The organism is Streptomyces sp. NPDC092369, assembly GCF_044755245.1.
Classification (GTDB): domain Bacteria; phylum Actinomycetota; class Actinomycetes; order Streptomycetales; family Streptomycetaceae; genus Streptomyces.
This window is the reverse complement of the sequence record NZ_JBIVQP010000005.1, coordinates 381,535-400,662: the sequence shown is the minus strand read 5'-3', so window position 1 is coordinate 400,662 and position 19,128 is coordinate 381,535. Positions and strand designations below refer to the sequence as shown.

The 19,128-nt window shown below is 71.7% G+C and carries 16 protein-coding genes; 9 read left to right on the top strand and 7 right to left on the bottom strand.

Going from position 1 to position 19,128, the window contains the following annotated elements; all coding sequences use genetic code 11:
- Nucleotides 1-49: 49 nt before the first annotated feature.
- Nucleotides 50-451 carry a hypothetical protein gene (locus tag ACIQI8_RS30135; protein WP_402356947.1) on the top strand — a complete coding sequence of 134 codons (402 nt, stop codon included), beginning with the start codon at nt 50-52 and terminating at the stop codon, nt 449-451.
- Between the two features lie 9 nt (nt 452-460).
- Here ACIQI8_RS30135 and ACIQI8_RS30130 read toward each other — a convergent pair whose 3' ends face one another.
- Entirely contained in the window at nt 461-1,600 is a 1,140-nt protein-coding gene (locus tag ACIQI8_RS30130) for a hypothetical protein (RefSeq protein ID WP_402356944.1), read from the bottom strand.
- A 127-nt stretch (nt 1,601-1,727) separates the two neighbouring features.
- Entirely contained in the window at nt 1,728-2,912 is a 1,185-nt protein-coding gene (locus ACIQI8_RS30125) for a PP2C family protein-serine/threonine phosphatase (RefSeq protein WP_402356941.1), read from the bottom strand.
- Nucleotides 2,913-3,026: 114 nt separating this feature from the next.
- Here ACIQI8_RS30125 and ACIQI8_RS30120 point away from each other — a divergent pair, with 114 nt between their 5' ends.
- Nucleotides 3,027-3,503 carry a hypothetical protein gene (locus tag ACIQI8_RS30120; protein WP_402356938.1) on the top strand — a complete coding sequence of 159 codons (477 nt, stop codon included), beginning with the start codon at nt 3,027-3,029 and terminating at the stop codon, nt 3,501-3,503.
- A gap of 109 nt (nt 3,504-3,612) precedes the next feature.
- On the opposite strand, the gene ACIQI8_RS30115 is transcribed toward ACIQI8_RS30120, so the two are convergent.
- Nucleotides 3,613-4,164, bottom strand: a complete 552-nt coding sequence (locus tag ACIQI8_RS30115) for an SH3 domain-containing protein (RefSeq protein ID WP_402356935.1) — start codon at nt 4,162-4,164, stop codon at nt 3,613-3,615.
- A 178-nt stretch (nt 4,165-4,342) separates the two neighbouring features.
- Here ACIQI8_RS30115 and ACIQI8_RS30110 point away from each other — a divergent pair, with 178 nt between their 5' ends.
- Nucleotides 4,343-5,275, top strand: coding sequence for a hypothetical protein (locus ACIQI8_RS30110; protein WP_402356932.1), 933 nt, complete (start codon nt 4,343-4,345; stop codon nt 5,273-5,275).
- On the opposite strand, the gene ACIQI8_RS30105 is transcribed toward ACIQI8_RS30110, so the two are convergent.
- Nucleotides 5,169-6,629, bottom strand: a complete 1,461-nt coding sequence (locus tag ACIQI8_RS30105) for a PLP-dependent aminotransferase family protein (RefSeq protein ID WP_402356929.1) — start codon at nt 6,627-6,629, stop codon at nt 5,169-5,171. The genes ACIQI8_RS30110 and ACIQI8_RS30105 overlap by 107 nt on opposite strands.
- Nucleotides 6,630-6,713: 84 nt before the next feature.
- Between ACIQI8_RS30105 and ACIQI8_RS30100 the strand changes: the two genes are divergently transcribed.
- The 3 genes from ACIQI8_RS30100 to ACIQI8_RS30090 all read left to right on the top strand — a co-directional run bounded on the left by ACIQI8_RS30100 (nt 6,714) and on the right by ACIQI8_RS30090 (nt 10,470).
- Nucleotides 6,714-7,457, top strand: a complete 744-nt coding sequence (locus tag ACIQI8_RS30100) for an alpha/beta fold hydrolase (RefSeq protein WP_402356926.1) — start codon at nt 6,714-6,716, stop codon at nt 7,455-7,457.
- A 109-nt stretch (nt 7,458-7,566) separates the two neighbouring features.
- Complete coding sequence (locus ACIQI8_RS30095) at nt 7,567-8,508, top strand: endonuclease/exonuclease/phosphatase family protein (protein WP_402357949.1); 942 nt, start codon at nt 7,567-7,569, stop codon at nt 8,506-8,508.
- A 27-nt stretch (nt 8,509-8,535) separates the two neighbouring features.
- The gene (locus ACIQI8_RS30090) at nt 8,536-10,470 is read left to right on the top strand and encodes an FUSC family protein (RefSeq protein ID WP_402356922.1); all 1,935 of its coding nucleotides are present in this window, start codon (nt 8,536-8,538) and stop codon (nt 10,468-10,470) included.
- A gap of 114 nt (nt 10,471-10,584) precedes the next feature.
- On the opposite strand, the gene snpA is transcribed toward ACIQI8_RS30090, so the two are convergent.
- A complete protein-coding gene (snpA, locus tag ACIQI8_RS30085) occupies nt 10,585-11,295 on the bottom strand; it encodes a snapalysin (RefSeq protein WP_402356919.1) in 711 nt (236 codons plus the stop codon).
- A 174-nt stretch (nt 11,296-11,469) separates the two neighbouring features.
- Between snpA and ACIQI8_RS30080 the strand changes: the two genes are divergently transcribed.
- From ACIQI8_RS30080 to metG, 3 genes are all read left to right on the top strand, one after another.
- Nucleotides 11,470-12,468: a LysR substrate-binding domain-containing protein gene (locus ACIQI8_RS30080; protein ID WP_402356916.1), complete on the top strand. Its 999-nt coding sequence runs from the start codon at nt 11,470-11,472 to the stop codon at nt 12,466-12,468.
- A 298-nt stretch (nt 12,469-12,766) separates the two neighbouring features.
- Nucleotides 12,767-14,269: a VWA domain-containing protein gene (locus ACIQI8_RS30075; RefSeq protein WP_402356913.1), complete on the top strand. Its 1,503-nt coding sequence runs from the start codon at nt 12,767-12,769 to the stop codon at nt 14,267-14,269.
- Nucleotides 14,270-14,409: 140 nt separating this feature from the next.
- Nucleotides 14,410-16,134, top strand: coding sequence for a methionine--tRNA ligase (gene metG / locus ACIQI8_RS30070; protein ID WP_402356911.1), 1,725 nt, complete (start codon nt 14,410-14,412; stop codon nt 16,132-16,134).
- Nucleotides 16,135-16,232: 98 nt separating this feature from the next.
- Here metG and ACIQI8_RS30065 read toward each other — a convergent pair whose 3' ends face one another.
- Together ACIQI8_RS30065 and aspS are read right to left on the bottom strand one after the other, a co-directional pair.
- Nucleotides 16,233-17,132: an intradiol ring-cleavage dioxygenase gene (locus ACIQI8_RS30065; RefSeq protein ID WP_402356908.1), complete on the bottom strand. Its 900-nt coding sequence runs from the start codon at nt 17,130-17,132 to the stop codon at nt 16,233-16,235.
- A gap of 153 nt (nt 17,133-17,285) precedes the next feature.
- A complete protein-coding gene (gene aspS, locus ACIQI8_RS30060) occupies nt 17,286-19,049 on the bottom strand; it encodes an aspartate--tRNA ligase (RefSeq protein ID WP_402356905.1) in 1,764 nt (587 codons plus the stop codon).
- Nucleotides 19,050-19,128: the final 79 nt, after the last annotated feature.

The following is a 19,128-nucleotide window of genomic DNA, read 5'->3' as shown; positions in this document are numbered from 1 at the left end:
CGGGAGAGGCCTGTGCTTTGCTCGTTGCCCCGAGGAGAAAGGCACTGCCATGAAAGCTCCCTTTCGCGCCTTGACCATGCTCGGCATCACCTGCGCCCTGTTGCCCATGACCGCCGCCACCTCGAACGCCGCCGGGTCGACGAGCACGACGGACTGCGTCACCGCCGGCGAGACCCGTGACTTCGGCCGCGGGGAGATATCCGTCTGTCCGCAGGGCGACGGCACCTACCGGGCGACCGGCTGGGTCGAGGACCTGCTGCCCGGTGACGGTGCGTTCAGCGGTCCTGACGGCGGCTGTGTCAGCTGGGGTCTCAGCTCGGCCACTGGTCTGGAGCGGTTCACCACCATGGCCTGCCCGCACTTCTCGGGCCCCGCGACAGTGCGGATCGACGAGGTGTTCACGCCCGCGCATCCGATCACGAAGGCGCGGCTGACAACCCTCTGGTACTGACGGGACCGACTAGCCCTGCGTCTGCAACTGCCGCAGCTGGCGCTGCACATGATCCAGGGCGCCCTCGCGTCTGCCCGGTACCCGGGATCTCAAGTCGGCCAGTTCCGCGCCGAGTTCACGTGCGGCGACCGGATCGGCGACCTGTCCCCACTGATGGTGTGCCCGGTCCACGGCGGCCTCCACGTCCGGTGCGTCCGCCGGACGGCCGGCCGTCAGCCGCGCCCCGGCCACCGCCAGCCAGGTCCGGCAACTGCGCACCGGATCCCCGGCGAACATCGCCAGGTCCGCCCGCACTTCGGCCCAGTGCAACGCCGCCTCGGAACCGGGTCCGTGCGCGCGCACGGCAAGTTGCTCGTGCGTGGCGGCGAGGGCGTCGGCGTCGAGGTGGCGGCCGGATTGGACGGCGGCGGAGATCTCAAGATGGGGGTCACCCCGTAGCCCGTCCGGCGTCTGCGGACGAGGCCGTTCAGGCCGATACGGGGGTCTGGGGGCAGAGCCCCCAGGGACGGCTCCCAGGACCCAGGGCTCCCTACAGAACTGCACGTCGGCGAAGCCATCCGGCCCCACTCTGGCCAGCGCCTGCTGATGCAACTGCTCCACCGGCGGCCGAAACCCACTGCGCAGAATCGTCGCCACGGCCTTCATGTACGCAGGAGCGGCCACGGTCCGCCGACCGGGCGGCGGTGCGACCCGACCGTAGACCGCGTTGTTGCGACCGCAGTCGAGCGGGCTCGAACGCAGCCACTCCCATGTCTCCACGTCGGCGTGCAGATCGAAGAGAATCGTCGTCGCGCCCGGCGGCCGCAGCCGCAGTTCCTCCCGGATCCAGTGCCAGGGCAGCCCGGTGTAGCGGACCGTGGACGGCGTCGTGCGGGCCAGCGCGAGGTGCGGCAGCCGTTGCCGGCGGTCGAGTTGGAGCTGGCCGGTGACGAAGAGGGTCAGCGGACCCGGCGCGGTCGCCGCGGCACGCAGCCGGGTCAGGACGGCCTGCGGCTCCAGCGGGTCGGCGAGTTCGACGACGTTGGCGGTCTCGGTGCCGGCCAGCACCGCGGGCGCGACGGCGGCGAGGACCGGGAGCACCGAGGCCGCGTCCACCAGGCACCCCTTGCCGACCGGTGAAGCGGCCAGCAGCAGCACGGTTCCGGGCACCGTTCCCTCCCCATCCCCCGACGATCACGTACGCCAGCACCGTAACCGCTGCGGCTGCAAAGGTGGGTCTCAGGACTGCGAACGTCCACTTCCGACCGCCCGTTCCCCCTCCGACCGCGTTCCTCCCTCACCCTCGTTCCCGGTCGCGCCGCACCGCGAACACCGTGGTGTCGTCGACGAGCCGTCCGCCGCAGTGCCGCAGGGTGCGGTCCCGTACGAAGGCCACCAGGCGCCGGGGTTCCGCGGTGCGCGGGTCGGCCGCGACGGCACGGGCCACGTCGGCGGCCAGCGGGTAGAACTCCCCGTCCGCGTCCCGCGCTTCGGTCACCCCGTCGGTGGTGAGCAGCAGCGTCTCACCGGGCGCGAGCGGCACCCGGCGCACGGACGGCGTCCCGTCGACGGCGAGTTCACCGAGGCCGAGCGGAAGTCCGTCGCCGGGCGGCACGGGACGTACACCGTCCGGACCGACGACCAGCGGGGGTTCGTGGCCGAAAAGGAGCACGTCCACGGCGCACGGGTCGTCCTCGGGAAAGCCGACCAGCGCGGCGGTCGCGAACCGGTCGCTGTCGACGGAAACCCCTGCGCCCGGCGCGGGCGCCCCTCCGTCCGGGCCGAGCGCGGCGTTACGGCGGCGGTGCCGGAGCATCCGGATCTCCAGCCGCTCGGCGACCGTGCCGAGGTCCGCCTCGTGGTACCCGGCCTCCCGGAACGTGCCCAGCAGCGCGGACGCCGCCTCCACCGCGCCCAGACCCTTGCCCTGGACGTCACCGACGAGGACGCGCGTGCCGTGCGGGCCGGGCTGGACGTCGTAGAAGTCGCCGCCGACGCGCGCCTCGACGTCGGAGGCGAGGTAGACGGCGGCGTGTTCCAGGCCGCCCCAGTGCGGGGGCAGCGGGCGCAGCACGGTACGGCGGGTGGTGTCGGCGACGTCCCGGATGTGCAGCATGCGGAGCTCGCCGCGGACGCGGACCACGCAGGCGAGGGTGGCGAGGATGCCGCCGATGAGGACGAGCACGAAGTCGGGCCAGCCGGCCTGGTACTCGCCGGGCCACGCGCTGTCGACCACGACGTAGGTCAGGACCGCGAGGACGGACATGACGGCGGTGCCCCACACCCCGCAGATCGCGGCGGCGATCCCGGGCACGAGCACGATCCAGGAGATGATCCGGAACTCGCCGGTGGTGTTCCAGTCCACGACGGCGATCGCGAGCAGCAGCACCAGCGGCGGCACCCAGGCCACACTGCGCCCCCGCACCCGCAGCATCTGATGCCGGGCGGCCCGGTCGCCGCGCCCGGTCCCGGCCCGTCGCATGCGGCCCAGCGAAACACGCGCCCACACCGCCCGCATCCGGGCACGACGACTTGCCAGCTCCCTTGTGCAGGTGTGCTCTGGAAGTCGGGGGCGAGGAGAGAGAGGAGCACTCTCATGGCTCAAGCGGCACCCACGCCCGGCGGAATGCCTGGCAGGACGCGCAGCCGGTTCGCGGGCCGGACGATCCGGCCCGTCCACACACCCGACATCTTCGACGACCGCGTGCACCGGGCGGCGCGCTACGGGATCCCGGTGATCCTCGGACTCGTCTACGGCTACTGGGCCGCGGCGAACCGGCGCGGCGGCGGCGAGATCACCGGCTGGAACATCCTGTTCGGCTTCGTCACCGCGGCCGCGTTCATCGTGCTGTGCCTGGCGGTCGCGACCTTCGCCCCGCTGCTCAAGCGCGAACTGCACTCGCTGGTGAAGTCCGGCTTCGCGGGCGCCGCGGTCGGCTTCCTCTACAGCCAGACCGGGGAGTCGATCTACCGCTCGGTGGCGCTGGGCATCGTCGTCACGGCGGCCGTCTTCGGTGTCTTCTTCTACCGCTACTACACGCGCGAGGACGGCGAGGGAAACCGTCTGCGCTGACGTACGACACGGCACGCGCGTGGGCCCCGGCGGACAGGTCCGCCGGGGCCCACGCGTTCCTGACCTCCTCGGTCTCTCCCTCGGTTTCCCTCACCTCACCGAGGCAGCGTCACCAAGGCAGCCAGTCCCAGGCCGACGACGCGGATCCGGAGGCGCTGAAGCTCCACGAACCCGAGGCGCTCCAGGAGCCGGAACTCGAGGTGGCCCAGGAGCCGTCGTTCCAGTTCGGGTCGTTCCAGTTCGCGTTGGACCAGTTGCCGTCCCGCCACTGCGGACAGGGGTCCGCGCAGGTCGGCACCCATTGCCCGTCGGTGTCCACGAAGGCGGCGCTCGCCCAGCCCTGGGCGCCGACGAGCCAGTACCAGTACGGGTTTCCGTTGACGCTCTGGCCCTGGACCATGCACTCGACACGGTCCTGACTGCCTGGCGAGAGCCGGTCGACGACGGAGGAGTTGACGGTGGGACCCGACCGCACGTTCAGTGCGGAGCGGGAGACGATGGTGCCCCAGATCGGACCGCCGGATCCGCCACCGCCGCCATGACCGTCGGCGTACGTCGGCGGGGCAGCGGCTGCAGCCGTGGTGCCCGCCGCCGCGGCGACGAGGGTGCCACCGGTGAGCAGTACCGCGGCCAGGGTCCGCAGGGCCGGAGTGGTGCGCATGATCGGCCTCCTTCTCCCCAGCACCAGGAAACACCCGTTCGGGTGAACCCTCCACCGGAGGGCAAAAGGCCCAGCTCCGCCACGGTTTCCGACACACAGCGCCCGTTCGGCTTGCAGCGTGCACCCATTTGCAGTCACCGCGCTCGCGCGCCCGCCCCCGACCCCTTTGCCTGAAAGGGTGCCCTCCCGTCTCAGGAGCGCCCTGGCGGCCGCTCTGCTCACCCTCGCGTGCCTCCTCGCGCCGTTCGGCGCGCTGGCGGCCTGGGCGGCGTACGGGCTCGCCGACACCGGCCGGTACGTCACCACGATGGCGCCGCTGGCCACGGACCCGGCGGTGCGCGACGCGGTCGCCGACTCCGTCGGGGCCGGAATCATGCGCGAGGCCGACGGCCGGACCGACGCGGGCCCGATGCCCGCCGCCGCGCGTCCCTTCGTACGGTCCGCGGTCCGGTCCTTCACCGCGACCGAGGCGTTCCGCACGGCGTGGGACACCGGCAACCGGGCCGTCCACGACGCGGTGCTGACCGCCCTGCGCGACAGGGCCGACCGCGGTGACGTGACCGTCGACCTGGCCCCGATCACCGCACGACTCAAACACCGACTGGCCACCGACCATGTGCCGTTGGCGGCCGACATCCCCGTCGAGCACACCCGAGTCGCCGTCCTCCCGGCCCAGCAAGTGGACCGGTTCCGAAAGGGTTTCCACGTGCTGGAAGTCGCCGGTTTCTGGCTGCCGTTGGCGGCCGTCGTCTTCGCCGTGGCCGGCATCGCCCTCGCCGCCTGCCGCCGCCGCGCCCTCACCGCGACCGCCCTCGGCACGGCCCTGGGCGGCGCCGCCCTCGGCCTCGCCGTCGCCCTGGGCCGCCACCTCACCCTGACCGACCTCCCCGACGAGACCCACCGCCCCGCGGCGGCGGCGATCTACGACGCCCTCACCACGACCCTGCGCCAAACTGCCTGGCTGCTCCTGGCGTTGGGCCTCACGGTCGCGGTGACCACCTGGCTCACGGCCCGCTGGGGCCACCTCGTCCTGCACCTCGTACGACGTCGCCGAGCACCCGCAACGCCCGCTCCAGATCCGGGAACTCAGCCGACCCGAGTCCAAGCCTGACCGCGTCCGGTGTGCGACGCGGGTCGACGGCGAAGGCGGAACCCGGGGTGACGGCGATGCCGTGGGCCGCGGCGGCCGCCGTGAACGTGTCCGCGCGCCAGGGAGCAGGCAGCTCCCACCAGGCGAAATAGGCCCGCGGATCCGATCGCACCCGGAACCCGTCGAGCACCTCGGCGAGCAACGCCTGCCGCCGCACCGCGTCCGCCCGCTTCGCCCCGACCAGCCGCGCCACCGTCCCGTCCGCGATCCACCGCACCCCCGCCTCCAGCGCGAACCGCCCGGCACCCCATCCCCCGGACCGCACGGCCGCCGCCACCGTCTCCACCCGCTGGGGCGGTACGACGAGGAAGCCGACGGTGAGCCCGGGCGCGACCCGCTTGGACAACCCGTCGACCACGCAGGTGAGTTCGGGGGCGAGAGCGGCGAAGGGGGTGACCTCGGCCGTCGCGTCCAGAAAGGACCAGATCCGGTCCTCGATCACGGGGATCGCCAAGTTCCTTACGGATTCCGCCAGGTCGTTCCGACGCCGGGCACTCATGGTCCGGGAGGTCGGATTGTGGAGCGTCGGCTGCAGGTACAGCGCGGACAGGGGAGCGCGGCGATGGGCGGCGGCCACGGCATCAGGCAGCGGCCCGTCCTCGTCCCCCGGCAACGGCACCAGCTCGCAGCCCAGCCGCCCCGCGATCTCCTTGACCAGCGGATACGTCAACTCCTCCACGCCGACGCGACCGCCCGGGCGGACCAGTGAGGCAAGGGACGCGGCAATGGCCTGGCGGGCGTTGCCGGTGAAGAGGAGACCGGCGGGGTCGGGGCGCCAACCGGGTCCGGCGAGCAGCTCGGACACCGCCTCGCGGGCGGACGCGGTACCGGTGACCGGGGCCGGGCGGAGGGCCTCGGTCAGGACGTCCGGGCGCAGGAGCGGGGCGAGGGCGGGTGCGAGCAGCTCCGACTGGCCGGGCACGGAAGGGTAGTTGAGCTCCAGGTTGACCGGCGCGGACGGGTTGCCGGGCTTTGGGTCGACCGGCGCGGACGGGTTGCCGGGCCTCGGTCCGGCCGGCGCGGACAGGTCGCCGGGCCTCGGTCCGGCCGGCTCTTCGGCCGCCGGCTCGGTGAGCGCGCGCCCGGCCGGCAGCGGGGCGGCGGCCCGTACGAAGGTGCCGCGGCCGACCTCGCCCACCACCAGCCCGCGCCGCACGAGTTCGCCGTACGCCCGCTCCGCCGTCGAGGCCGCGATCCCGTGCCGGCGCGCGAACGCCCGCTGCGGGGGCAGCCGTTCGCCGGGGCGGAGCCGTCCGGCGGCGATGTCGGCGCCGATGCGGTCGGCGATCCGGCGGTAGTCGTGCCCTCGTCCCATCGAAGCCCCACCCCTTGCGACCCATTGCACCGAGGGCAAAGATTTTATTGCACCGAGGAGTTGCCCCTGCCTACGGTCGATCGCATGCCGATCCCTCTCGTCCTGATTCACGGCCACCCCTTCGACCACACGATGTGGCACCCCCAGCTCACCGCCTTCGCCGCCACCCGCCCCGTCCTCGCCGCCGACCTGCGCGGCTACGGCGCCTCCCCGCCGTCCCCCGGCATCACGGACTTCGGGCAGTTCGCGCAGGACGTCGAGGCGCTGCTGGACGAGTCGGGCGTGGAGACGTGTGTGCTGGGCGGTCTCTCCATGGGCGGCCAGATCGTCATGGACTGCTACCGGCGGTTCCCGGACCGCGTCCGGGGCCTGGTCCTCGCCGACACCTTCCCGGCCGCCGAGACCCCCGAGGGCGTCGGGGCGCGGCACGCCATGGCGGACCGGCTGCTGCGGGAGGGCATGCGCGGCTACGCCGACGAGGTGCTGGAGAAGATGGTGGCGCCGTACGCCGACGCCGAGGTCAAAGCGCATGTGCACCGCATGATGACCGCCACCGATCCACGGGGCGCCGCTGCCGCCCTGCGCGCCCGGGCCGCCCGCCCCGACTACCGCGACCTGCTCACCCGCGTCACCGTCCCGACCCTGGTCGTCGTGGGCGCCGACGACGAGTACACGCCGGTCTCCGACGCCGAGGCGATGCACGCGGCACTGCCCGATGCGACGTTGCGGGTGATCGAGGGGGCGGCGCATCTGCCGAACCTGGAACGGCCGGCGGAGTTCAACGAGGTGTTGGGGAAGTTCCTGGCGCGGACAGACGCGTGCCCGTAATGTCGGGCCGGTGACCATTCAGCCCGTCCGGCGATCGAGGACGAGGCCGTTCAGGCCGAAGCGGGGGGACGGGAGCGGCAGCCCCCGTGACGGCGAGCGTCGGCGCCGGGTGCTGCGTGCCGGACGGTGGCCCGCCGCCGTACTGCTCGCGGCCCTGAGCCCGGTCGTCGGCTGTCGTCTCGCCGACAGCGACGGCTTCACCCCCGTCCCCCAGTTCCTCGCCTTCCTGCCCTGGCTGCTCGCCCCCACGGGCTTCGCCCTGCTGCTCGCGCTGCTGGCGCGCTGGCGCGTCGGAACGGTCTGGGGAATCGTCCTGCTCGGACTGCTGACGTGGTTCATCAAGCCGTACGGGAGCGGCGCCGAGCCCGACGGTCCCCCGCTCGCCGAGCTCAAGGTGCTCACCTCGAACGTGGAGTTCGGCCGCGGCGCCCCCTCCCTCGTACCCCTCCTGCACCGCGAGCGGCCGGACATCGTGTTCGTGGAGGAGTGCGAGTACACCTGCCAGGACACGCTGGAGGGCACCTTCGCCGTCGAGTACCCCTACCGCCGGGCCGTCCGGGCCGGCGGTTCGCAGGGGTCGATCATCCTCAGCCGTTTCCCCCTGCGCCCGACCGACGGAGTCACCGGCACGATGGGCATGCCCGGCGCCGTCGCCGAGGTGCGCGGCGAGTCCGTACGGCTTCAGCTCGCGCACCCGATGCCCCCGCTGCCAGGTCAACTCGACGTGTGGAGGCGCGAGTTGGGACGGCTGCGGGATGTGGCCGCCGCCGACCGGGGCGCCCCCACCATCCTGGCCGGTGACTTCAACGCCTCCCAGGACCACGCGGCCTTCCGCGGGATCCTCGACGCCGGGCTGCGAGACGCGGCCCGGCTCGCCGGACACGACCGCACGCCGAGCTGGCCGTCCCGTACGGCCGGGGTGATCGGCGCGCAGATCGACCACGTGCTGGTGTCACGGGACTTCTCCGCGAGCCGCGCCCGGTTCCTCACGCCGGCCGACACCGACCACCGGGCCCTGGTCGTCGACATCACCCTCCACCAGCGCGGCTGACCCGGGCGGGGTGCCCATAATGGGCGCATGCCCCGCGCGTTCCCCATCGGCCTCACCCCTCCCGACTGGCTGGTGCGGAACCTCCGAGCCCAGCAGACCCCCGTCAACCGTCCCGCCGTGGCCCGCGCCGCGATCGCGATGGCCCTGCCCCTGCTGATCGGCCTCGCCGCCGACCGGCCCGCGTACGGCGCGCTCGCCTCGATGGGCGCCCTGTCCGGCGTCATCAGCGACACCGCCGACGCGTACCGCATGCGGCTGCTGAAGATCGCGATCCCGCAGCTCTTCGGCGCGATCGGCGTCACCCTGGGCGCGCTCGTCGAGGGCCACGGCTGGCTCGCGGTCACCACCGTCACCGCCGTCGCGCTCGTCTCCGGGATGATCTCGACGATCGGCGCGGTGGCCTCCGTATCCGGACTGCTGCTCCTCCTCAACTGCGTGATCGGCGCGGGCCTGCCGCTGCCCGGCGCGTGGTGGCTCGCGCCGCTGCTGATGTCCGGCGGCGGGCTGCTGGTGCTGCTCCTCGCGCTGCTCGCGTGGCCGCTGCGGTCGGGGGTGCCGGAGCGGGCGGCGGTCGGCGGGACCTACCGGCAGGTCGCCGAACTGATGGCGGCCTGCGGGCGGAAGGAGTACGACGAGGCCCGGCACGCCGTCACCCAGTCCCTGAACCAGTCCTACGACCTCATCCTGGCCCGGCGCGCCCGCCACCACGGCCGCAGCACCGAACTGACCCGGCTGTTGGCCCAGTTGAACGCCATCACCCCGGTCGTGGAGGCCGCCCCCGCCGCCCATCTCGCCGGCGTCCCCCTGCCGGCGGAGATCCCGGAGGCGGTACGCCACCTCGCGCACGCCGTGGAGACCGGCTACACCGGACCGATAGGGCTCGGACTCCCCGCGCCCGCCTCGGAGACCGCCCGTGCCGTCGACCACGCCCTGCGCCACGCGGCCGAGGTCGTCGCCCGGCCCGACGTCGACCCGCGCGGCATCGACGACCGCCTGGGCCGGCCCGCCGCCCTCGGCATCCGCACCGCCCGCGCCCTGCGCAGCGTCACCCTCTCCGCCGCCTCCTGGCGCTACGGACTGCGCCTGGCCCTGTGCATCGGCATCGCCCAGGCGCTGGTCTCGATCGTGCCCGTCCCCCGCTCGTACTGGGTCGCCCTCACCATCACCTTCGTGATGAAGCCGGACTTCGGCTCCGTCTTCTCCCGCGCCCTGCTGCGCGCCCTCGGCACGGTGGCGGGGCTGCTGGTCGCGGCGGCGGTGCTCTCGCAGGTGTCGCGGGGTTGGTGGGACGTGGCGGTACTGCTGTGCCTTGCCCCCCTGATCCCCCTGTTGACCCCGCGCGGCTACGGCTATCAGACCGCCGCCATCACCCCGGTGATCCTGCTCCTGTCCGACGTCCTCAACCACCAGGGCACCGCCCTGCTCCTGCCTCGCCTGCTGGACTCCCTCATGGGCTGCGGCATCGCCCTGGTCGCCGGCTATCTCCTGTGGCCGGAGAGCTGGCACACCCGCGTCGGCGACCGCCTCGCGGACGCGGTCACCGACACCGCGCGCTACGTCGAGTCCGCGTTCGGCGACGACACCGAACCGGCCGCGCGGGCCCGGATGCGGCGCCGCCTCTACCGCGATCTGTCCGTCATCCGCACCGAGTTCCAGCGCGCCCTGACCGAACCCCCGCCGACCGGACGCCGGGCCGCCGCCTGGTGGCCGCTGGTGGTCGCGGTGGAACGGATCGTGGACGCGACGACGGCGGCCCGGGTGCGGGTGCGGCACGGGGCGGCTCCGCCGTCGGCCGGAGAGATCCACCAAGTGGCACTTCAGCTGCGGGAGTTGGCGGAGGGGGTACGGGAGTCCGAGGTGCTGGTGGAGGTCCGCACCGATCTCACCGGGCCGGCCGGGAGCGTGCTGGAGCCGCTGCGCCAGGAGGTGGCGGCGGCCCGGGCGATCGCCTCACCGCACTGACACCCGCCCCCGGACACAGGCGGGTGCGGGCCGCCTCGTGCAGAAGGCGACCCGCACCGGGTGGGGGGTGGCGTGGGGGGACCGAGCGTCGGCCGTGGGCTGGGGCTGTGGTTCTTAACGCCCGGACTTCTGGAGGGACTTGTCGCTCTTGGCCTGGTCGAGGGCGGCGGCGAGGCCGTTCGCCCACAGCTGGTTCACCCGGGCCCGCTCGGCGGCGTTGGGGTTGGAGTTGGTGCAGGACGTGCCGGGTCCGCCGCCGGACATCAGCTCGCTGCACGGGCCCGAGTAGTGGTCCGGCAGACCCAGCACGTGCCCGGTCTCGTGCGCGGTGACGCGGGTCGAGTCGTACTGCTGGTTCTGCCGGTAGTCGAGGAAGACGTACCCGCGCCCGTGGCCGTCGGTGGAGGCGAAGGAGCCACGCGAGTCGTTGCCCTCGCGGTAGCTGAAGTTGGCGTTGGACGCGGACCCTGACTGGAGTCTCACGTTCGTCACCGCGCCGTTCCAGATCGCGGTGGAGCGGGCTATCTGGGTGGCGAAGGTGGGCGCGCGGGAGGCGTCGTAGACGACCGTGACGGCCGCCGCGCTGGTCGGGTTCGCGGCGCGCTTCTCGGCGACCGACTTCAGCACGGCCTGGAAGAAGGCCTGGCTGGCGTCGGACTCGGCGGACGAGCCGGCGTAGGCCGAGTGACCGGAGCCGCTGACCTGCGGGGCGGGCGCCGAGGCCGTGGCGGCGGCGGCCGGAACCGCCGTGCCGAGACCGAGGACCGCCAGACCGATGCCGGTCGCGACCGCCGAACGGGCATGCAGGGAAAGGGACTTGTTCATCGAGGACTCCTAGGTGGGGGTGAGTCTCGTCACCGAGGAGTTTCTGTGCCTGTGGCCCGGCTGTGATGATGGCAGTCGGCGATAGCACCGCCCTATCGGGAGCCCAATTCGTGTGTGCCGGGCGGGATTTGTGCGTCTGGTGAAACGTCTGCTTCCGCTTTACGCTCCGTTTGCATGGACCTAGAGGTGAGGCACCTCCGTGCGCTGTGCGCCATAGCCGACACCGGCAGCCTGCACCGGGCTGCCCGCCACCTGGGCGTGGCCCAGCCGTCGTTGAGCACCCAGCTGCGCCGGATCGAACAGGAGCTGGGCGGCCCGCTCTTCGTCCGGGCCCGCACCGGCTGCCGGCCCACCCCGCTGGGCCGTCTGGTGCTCAGCCGCGCCCGCCCGCTGGTGGCCGAAATGCGCTCCCTGGTCAGCGAGGCCCGGGCCGCCGCGACGGGCGGCCAGGAACTGCGCGTCGGCTCCACGGCGAGCCGCGCCCTGGCGGGCTGGCTGCGCCGCCTGCGCGCTCACGGCCAGGACCCCACACTGCACATGAACGTCTCCCCGAACGCCCTGCTGCGCATGGTCGCCGACGGCCAGCTGGACGTCGCCTTCGTGCACGAGGTCGAGGGCTCCCCGCTGCGCATCCCCGAGGGTCTGCCGTTGCGCGTGCTGATCGAGCGCGAACCGCAGTTCGTCTCCCTGCCCGCCGGCCACCCCGCCACCGCGCACGCCTCGGTGCACGTCTCCGAGCTGGCCCAGGACCGCTGGATGATCGACCCCACGGTGGACGGCGAGTGGGACGCGGTGCAGCACATGTTCCGCACGGCCGGCATCAACCCCCATGTCCTGCACGGCGACTACCACACGGCCGCCGCCCTGGTGGACACCGGCGAGGTCGTCACCGTCTGCCAGCCGTCCTGCCTCCCCCGCCCCGACATGGCCGTACGCCGCCTGCACGGCGACCCGTTGGGCGTACGGCTCCTGCTCGCGGCCCGCACGGAGACGGACCTGGACGGCGCCCTGCCCGCGCTGCGCGAGGCGTACTGGGAGGCGGCGCGGGAGGCACCGGCGTACCGGGAGTGGCTGGAACGCGAGGGTATGGGACCCGCGCCCGACGGCGACGGCATGAGACCCATGCCCCACGCCGGGGACCAGAGACCCGAGCCCGCTCCAGCCCTTCCCTAGAAACCCGACCTCAGCTCCGGCCCGTCTCAGACGCCGATGTCGCAGCCGTCCTACTGCTTGCGCACTTTACTCTCCCCTTACCTGCCCTTGGTGTGAGCGTGACGGTAGGGGCGCGCATGTGCGGGAGTGCTGACGCGGGTTGAACTGATGGTGAACCCCGGCTGGTCGCGCGGGTGTTGACACGGGGCCGGGCACTGTCTCCCGCCCCTGCCCAAGATCGCCGCCCAGGGCCGCTAACCTTACGTGTCCGTCCTGGCCAGGGATTGACGGGCTTCAACTCACGCGAAGGGTTGCGCACATGGGCATTCTCACTCTCCTGCGGAACGCGTTCGGCAGGTCACGCAAGGGGCGTGCCGCCGAAGCAGAGGGTGCGGACCGAACCCCTTCGCAGCGGACGGAGGAGACGCCGGTCACATCGACCGACACGTCCCCCGCTCCGCAGCCGACGGTCCCCGCACAGTCGTCTTCCGACGAGCACGACCTGGTGGCAGCGGCCTTCGACAAGGTCGCGGTCCCGAAGCCGGCGTCGCCGGTGGAGGGGGAGCGGGTCGTCGAGGAACGGGTCGCTGAGGAACGGGTTTCCGGACCCGAGTCGACGCCGGAGCCGGAGGTGGAAGCGGAACCGATCGTGGTCGTCGTGCCCGCCGAGACGCTGACCGTCGAAGAGGGGGAAGAGGTCGCCGCGGAGGAGCCTCCGGCGCAGCCGGCGGTGGCGGAGCCCGAGCCGGTGGCCGAGGTGGCGCAACCGGTGGTCGTACTCGCCGAGACCCCGGTCTCGGAAGAGGAAGAGGTCATCGCCGAGGCGGTCATCGTGCTCGTCCCGCCGACAGAGGAGGAGCCCGCGGCGGAGACCCCCGAACCGCAGCCCGAGCCGACGACGGAACCGGAACCGGAACCCTCCCCGGAACCGGTGGCGACCACGGTGGACGAGCCGGCAACTGCGGCTCCCACTCCCACGGACGAGCCGGCGGCCGCGAGCCCCACGGACAAGGCGGACGCCACGCTCGTGTCGGAACCGGTCGCAGACCCCATTCCCGAACCCACCGCTGCCACCCCCGAACCCGCGGCCGCCGACGACGAGGCAGCCCCACAGGGGCCACCCGCACTCGACACCGAAAGCAGCACGCGTGGTGCGGGTGGGAGCACGATCGAGGCCGACGGCGCAGCCGAGGCCGAGGTCCCCGCCACCGACCCCGTAGGGACCGCCCTCGCCAAGGCCAACCTCACCGGCACCCAGGCAAAGCTCTACCTCGTCCTGGACCGCTCCGCGAGCATGCGCCCGTACTACAAGGACGGCTCCGCCCAGGCCCTCGCCGACCAGACCCTCGCCCTGGCGACCCACCTGGACCCGGCCCCCACCCCCACCGTCCACGTCGTCTTCTTCTCCACGGAGGTGGACGGCACCACCGACCTCACCGCCGCCTCCCCCGCGAACGCGATCGACGAGGCCCACGCCGGCCTCGGCCGCATGGGCCGCACCAGCTACCACGCCGCCGTCGAAGCCGTCCTCGCGCACTACGACAAGAACGTCACCCCCGGCACCCCCGCCCTGGTCGTCTTCCAGACGGACGGCGCCCCGGACGCGAAGACCCCGGCGACCCAGTCCCTCACGGACGCCGCGAAGTCGCACGCCTCCGTGTTCTTCTCGTTCGTCGCGTTCGGCGACCACGACAACAAGGCCTTCGACTACCTGCGCAAGCTGAAGACCACCAACACGGCCTTCTTCCACGCGGGCCCGACGCCCCTGGAACTCACGGACGCCGAGCTCTACGACGGCGTACTGATCGACTGGCGCCCGTAAGCCACACCCGAACAGCCCCCATGCCGTCCGCTTCCCGCCAAATAAAACGGGAGGCGGACGGCATACACATGTCGGCTACGATTTCAAGGTTCACACCTGCAGAACCGCTTGCAGAAACCGCGACCTGGGAGCAGCCCCCGATGGCTCGACACCTCATCACCAGCGCCCTTCCGTACATCAACGGGATCAAGCACCTGGGCAACATGGTGGGGTCCATGCTCCCGGCGGACGTCTACTCCCGTTATCTGCGCCAGCGCGGCCACGACGTCCTGTACATCTGCGCGACGGACGAGCACGGCACCCCGGCCGAACTGGCCGCGAAGGAGCAGGGCATCCCCGTAGCGGAGTTCTGCGCGCAGGCGCACGACGCGCAGAAGGCGGTCTACGACGGCTTCGCGCTGGACTTCGACTACTTCGGCCGCAGTTCCTCCCCGCAGAACAGGGAGATCACGCAGCACTTCGCCCGCCGCCTGAACGAGAACGGCTTCATCGAAGAGCGCGCGATCCGCCAGGTGTACTCGCCCACCGACGGCCGTTTCCTCCCGGACCGTTACGTCGAGGGCACCTGTCCGCACTGCGGCTACGACAAGGCCCGCGGCGACCAGTGCGAGAACTGCACCCGCGTGCTGGACCCGACCGACCTGATCAACCCCCGGTCCGCGATCTCCGGCTCCACCGATCTGGAGGTCCGCGAGACCAAGCACCTCTTCCTCCTCCAGTCGAAGCTCCAGCACGAAGTCGAGGAGTGGGTCGCGGCGCACGAGGAGGAGTGGCCGCAGCTGGCCTCCTCCATCGCCCGCAAGTGGCTGACCGAGGGCCTGCACGACCGCGCGATCACCCGTGACCTGGACTGGGGCGTCCCCGTCCCGGCGGACACCTGGCCGGAGCTGGCGGCGGAGGGCAAGGTCTTCTACGTCTGGTTCGACGCCCCGATCGAGTACATCGGCGCGACGAAGGAGTGGTCGGACGAGGACCCGGAGAACCGCGACTGGAAGTCGTGGTGGTACGAGTCCGACGCGGGCGAGAACCCGGTCCGGTACACGGAGTTCATGGCCAAGGACAACGTCCCGTTCCACACGGTGATGTTCCCGGCCACGGAGCTCGGCATCCGCGAGCCCTGGAAGATGGTCGACTACGTCAAGGCCTTCAACTGGCTGACGTACTACGGCGGAAAGTTCTCCACGAGCCAGAAGCGCGGTGTCTTCACCGACCAGGCCCTGGACATCCTCCCGGCCGACTACTGGCGCTATTTCCTCATCGCCAACGCCCCCGAGTCGGACGACTCGTCCTTCACCTGGGAGCACTTCACGGCGACGGTGAACAAGGACCTCGCCGACACCCTCGGCAACTTCGTCAACCGCGTCCTGTCGTTCTCGAAGAAGCGCTTCGGCGACGAGGTCCCGGCGGGCGCGGCGGCGGGCGAGCCGGAGACGAAGCTCGGCGAGCAGATCGCGGAGCTTCTCGCGGAGTACGAGACCCAGATGGAGGCCCTCCAGTTCCGCAAGGCCGCGGCCGCGCTCCGCGCCCTGTGGTCGGCCGGCAACTCCTACCTGGAGGAGAAGGCCCCCTGGCTGGAGATCAAGACCGACAAGGACGCGGCGGCCCTGACCCTGCGTACGGCGATGAACCTGATCCACCTCTACGCGGTGGTCTCGGAGCCCCTCATCCCGACGTCGTCGAAGGCCATGCGCCAGGCGTTCGCCCTCACCGAGGACACGGCGACCTGGGTCACTCCCGAGCAGGCCCGCGCCCTCGACTCGGTCCCCGCCGGCACCCCCTTCACCGTCCCGCCAGTCCTCTTCGCCAAGCTCACGGACGAGGACCTGGAGAACTACAAGGAGCGCTTCGGCGGCGAGCCCGCGTAAGGGCGTACGGCTGTAGCAGCGCAGTGCGGCGTGAGGCCCCGGGCCCGTGAACAACCCGGGGTCTCACGCCTGGCCCGGGCGCCCTCGGCCCTCGTGTCTCAGCCGTCGTGCGTCTCGTCCGTCGCCACTTCCAGGGTCAGCCGGCCGTGGACGCCTCTGGCGAAGTGCCTGCGGTCGTACTCGAGGTAGAGCAGGCCGCCCGCGTGCCCGTTGTCCGGGTAGATGGAGTCCTCGTCCAGCGTGACGCGCGTAGTGCTGTTGCTCGCGTACGGCTCCACCTCGGCCGACAGCAGCACCGACGCCTCGTCGAAGAACAGCTGCCCGGTGTGGCAGGCGTGCCCGCCTTCGTAGCCCGCGTCGGTCCAGGTGCCGTCCACGTGGACCTTGACGTGGATGTGGACGCAACGGCCCTGGTACCAGCCGGGGAAGACGGTCCGGAAGGTGACCTCGCCGTGCCGGTCGGTGCGCCAGGTGCCGCGCAGATAGCGCTCGTCGTCGGTCGGCTCCTGGTGGCCGCCGCCACCGCCCGGGGGAGGACCGCCGGTGGGAGTGCCGGTGGGGGCATCGGTGGGCGGAGGGCCCGTCGGGCCGCCGCCTCCGCCGCCACTGCCCATGTCCTCGTAGCCGGAGTACACGCCCGTCGCGTTGCAGTGCCAGATGTCCACGGCCGCGTTCCGGACCGGCTCGCACGTGTCCGCGTCGATCACCTTGAGCCGGAGGGCGAGCGGGACCCCCTCCTGGTCCTCCGTGACATCCCGGCGGATCTTGTCGGCGTCGATGTAGTACGGCCCCTCGACCAGCTCGGAGGTCAGCGTGTAGCAGGTGTCCTCCGGGGCGCCCGGCTTCGGGGCGCCCTGTTTCGGGCCCCCCTCCTGGGCGGATGCGCCGGTGGCGAGCGCGGTGCCCGCACCGGCCGCGGTCAGCGCGATGCCACCGGCGGCTAACACCGTGCGGCGGGCCAACGTCCCTCTGTCTTCGGGTGTTTGAGTGTCCGTCATGGTCAGCGAACGTAGGCGTGGGCCGCTTGGCAGGAACATCTGAAAGAGCTGTGAATCACGGTGCGCAGGCGAAAGGGCTCGAAACCGACGCCGGTTTCGAGCCCTTCGGTACCGCTCAGCCTGCTTGTGTCACACCCGCTCGGACCGCCTGCCTCACTTCGCCTGCGGCTTGCGCACCTGGAGGTGCAGCTCCCTCAGACGGGCCTCCTCCAACTCCGTCGGCGCGCCCATCATCAGGTCCTGGGCGTTGCCGTTGAGCGGGAAGGAGATGGTCTCGCGGATGTTCGGCTCGTCGGCCAGCAGCATCACGATGCGGTCGACGCCGGGGGCGATGCCGCCGTGCGGCGGGGCGCCGAAGCGGAACGCGCGCAGCATGCCGGCGAACTTGTCCTCGACGGTGTCACGGTCGTAGCCCGCGATCTCGAACGCCTTGAGCATGATGTCCGGCTCGTGGTTGCGGATCGCGCCGGAGGACAGCTCGACGCCGTTGCAGACGATGTCGTACTGCCAGCCCAGGATGTCCAGCGGGTCCTGGGTCTCCAGGGCTTCCAGGCCGCCCTGGGGCATCGAGAACGGGTTGTGCGAGAAGTCGATCTTCCCGGTCTCCTCGTCCTTCTCGTACATCGGGAAGTCGACGATCCAGCAGAACCGGAAGACGCCCTCCTCGAAGTGCCCGGCACGCTTGGCCGCCTCGACGCGGACCGCGCCCATGATCTTGGAGACCTCGTCGAACTCGCCCGCGCCGAAGAAGATGGCGTGCCCTGCGGCCAGCGACAGGCGCTTGGTCAGCTCGGCGACGTTGTCCTCGGTCAGGAACTTCGCGATCGGGCCGGTCAGCGAGCCGTCCTCGGTCACGCGGACCCAGGCCAGGCCCTTCGCGCCGAGCGTGACCGCGTAGTCGCCGAGCTGGTCGAAGAACTTGCGGGGCTGCGCCGAGACGTCCGGCACCGCAAGCGCGCGCACGTGCTTGCCGGCGAAGGCCTTGAACTCCGAGCCCTCGAAGATGTCGGTGATGTCGGTGAGTTCGAGCTTGGCGCGCAGGTCCGGCTTGTCGGAGCCGTACTTCAGCATCGACTCGCGGAACGGGATGCGCGGGAAGGGGGAGGTGACCTCCCGGCCGCCGCCGAACTCCGTGAACAGCTCGGTCATGAGCTGCTCGATCGGACGGAACACGTCCTCCTGCTCGACGAAGCTCATCTCCACGTCGAGCTGGTAGAACTCGCCCGGCGAACGGTCCGCGCGCGCGTCCTCGTCGCGGAAGCAGGGCGCGATCTGGAAGTAACGGTCGAAGCCCGAGATCATCAGCAGCTGCTTGAACTGCTGCGGCGCCTGCGGGAGGGCGTAGAACTTGCCCGGGTTCAGCCGGGACGGGACGACGAAGTCACGCGCACCCTCGGGGGAGGTCGCGGACAGGATCGGCGTCGCCATCTCGTTGAAGCCGAGCGCGACCATCTTCGAGCGGATCGCGGCGATCACCGAGGACCGCAGCATGATGTTGCGGTGCATGCGCTCGCGGCGCAGGTCCAGGAAGCGGTACTCCAGACGCCGCTCCTCGTTGACCCCGTCCTCGGTGTTGATCGTGAAGGGCAGCGGAGCGGCCGCGCCGAGCAGTTCGACCTCGCCGACCTCGACCTCGACCTCGCCGGTCGGCAGGTCCGGGTTGACGTTGTCCGTGCCGCGGGAGACCACCTTGCCGTCGACGCGGACCGTCGACTCCTTGGTGACCTTGTCCAGCGCCTCGTAGGCGGGTGTGCCGGGACGGGCGACGAGCTGCGTGATGCCGTAGTGATCGCGCAGATCGATGAAGAGGATGCCGCCCAGGTCGCGCCGATTGTGCAGCCAGCCGCTCAGCCGGACGTCGGTGCCGACGTCAGAGGCGCGGAGCTCGCCGCAGGTGTGGGACCTGTACCGATGCATCGTCGTTCATCCAGTCTTCGCGTATCGGAGTCTGTGTCACTCAGGATCACTCGGGGTGTTTCACGTGAAACACTCGCCA

Coding starts and splice junctions, on each gene's coding strand:
- ACIQI8_RS30075 (WP_402356913.1), top strand. CDS start 12,767: ATGGGCATTCTCACTCTCCTGCGGAACGCGTTCGGCAGGTCACGCAAG.
- snpA (WP_402356919.1), bottom strand. CDS start 11,295: ATGAACAAGTCCCTTTCCCTGCATGCCCGTTCGGCGGTCGCGACCGGC.
- ACIQI8_RS30100 (WP_402356926.1), top strand. CDS start 6,714: ATGCCGATCCCTCTCGTCCTGATTCACGGCCACCCCTTCGACCACACG.
- ACIQI8_RS30135 (WP_402356947.1), top strand. CDS start 50: ATGAAAGCTCCCTTTCGCGCCTTGACCATGCTCGGCATCACCTGCGCC.
- ACIQI8_RS30120 (WP_402356938.1), top strand. CDS start 3,027: ATGGCTCAAGCGGCACCCACGCCCGGCGGAATGCCTGGCAGGACGCGC.
- aspS (WP_402356905.1), bottom strand. CDS start 19,049: ATGCATCGGTACAGGTCCCACACCTGCGGCGAGCTCCGCGCCTCTGAC.
- ACIQI8_RS30125 (WP_402356941.1), bottom strand. CDS start 2,912: ATGCGACGGGCCGGGACCGGGCGCGGCGACCGGGCCGCCCGGCATCAG.
- ACIQI8_RS30065 (WP_402356908.1), bottom strand. CDS start 17,132: ATGACGGACACTCAAACACCCGAAGACAGAGGGACGTTGGCCCGCCGC.
- ACIQI8_RS30080 (WP_402356916.1), top strand. CDS start 11,470: ATGGACCTAGAGGTGAGGCACCTCCGTGCGCTGTGCGCCATAGCCGAC.
- ACIQI8_RS30105 (WP_402356929.1), bottom strand. CDS start 6,629: ATGGGACGAGGGCACGACTACCGCCGGATCGCCGACCGCATCGGCGCC.
- ACIQI8_RS30115 (WP_402356935.1), bottom strand. CDS start 4,164: ATGCGCACCACTCCGGCCCTGCGGACCCTGGCCGCGGTACTGCTCACC.
- metG (WP_402356911.1), top strand. CDS start 14,410: ATGGCTCGACACCTCATCACCAGCGCCCTTCCGTACATCAACGGGATC.
- ACIQI8_RS30090 (WP_402356922.1), top strand. CDS start 8,536: ATGCCCCGCGCGTTCCCCATCGGCCTCACCCCTCCCGACTGGCTGGTG.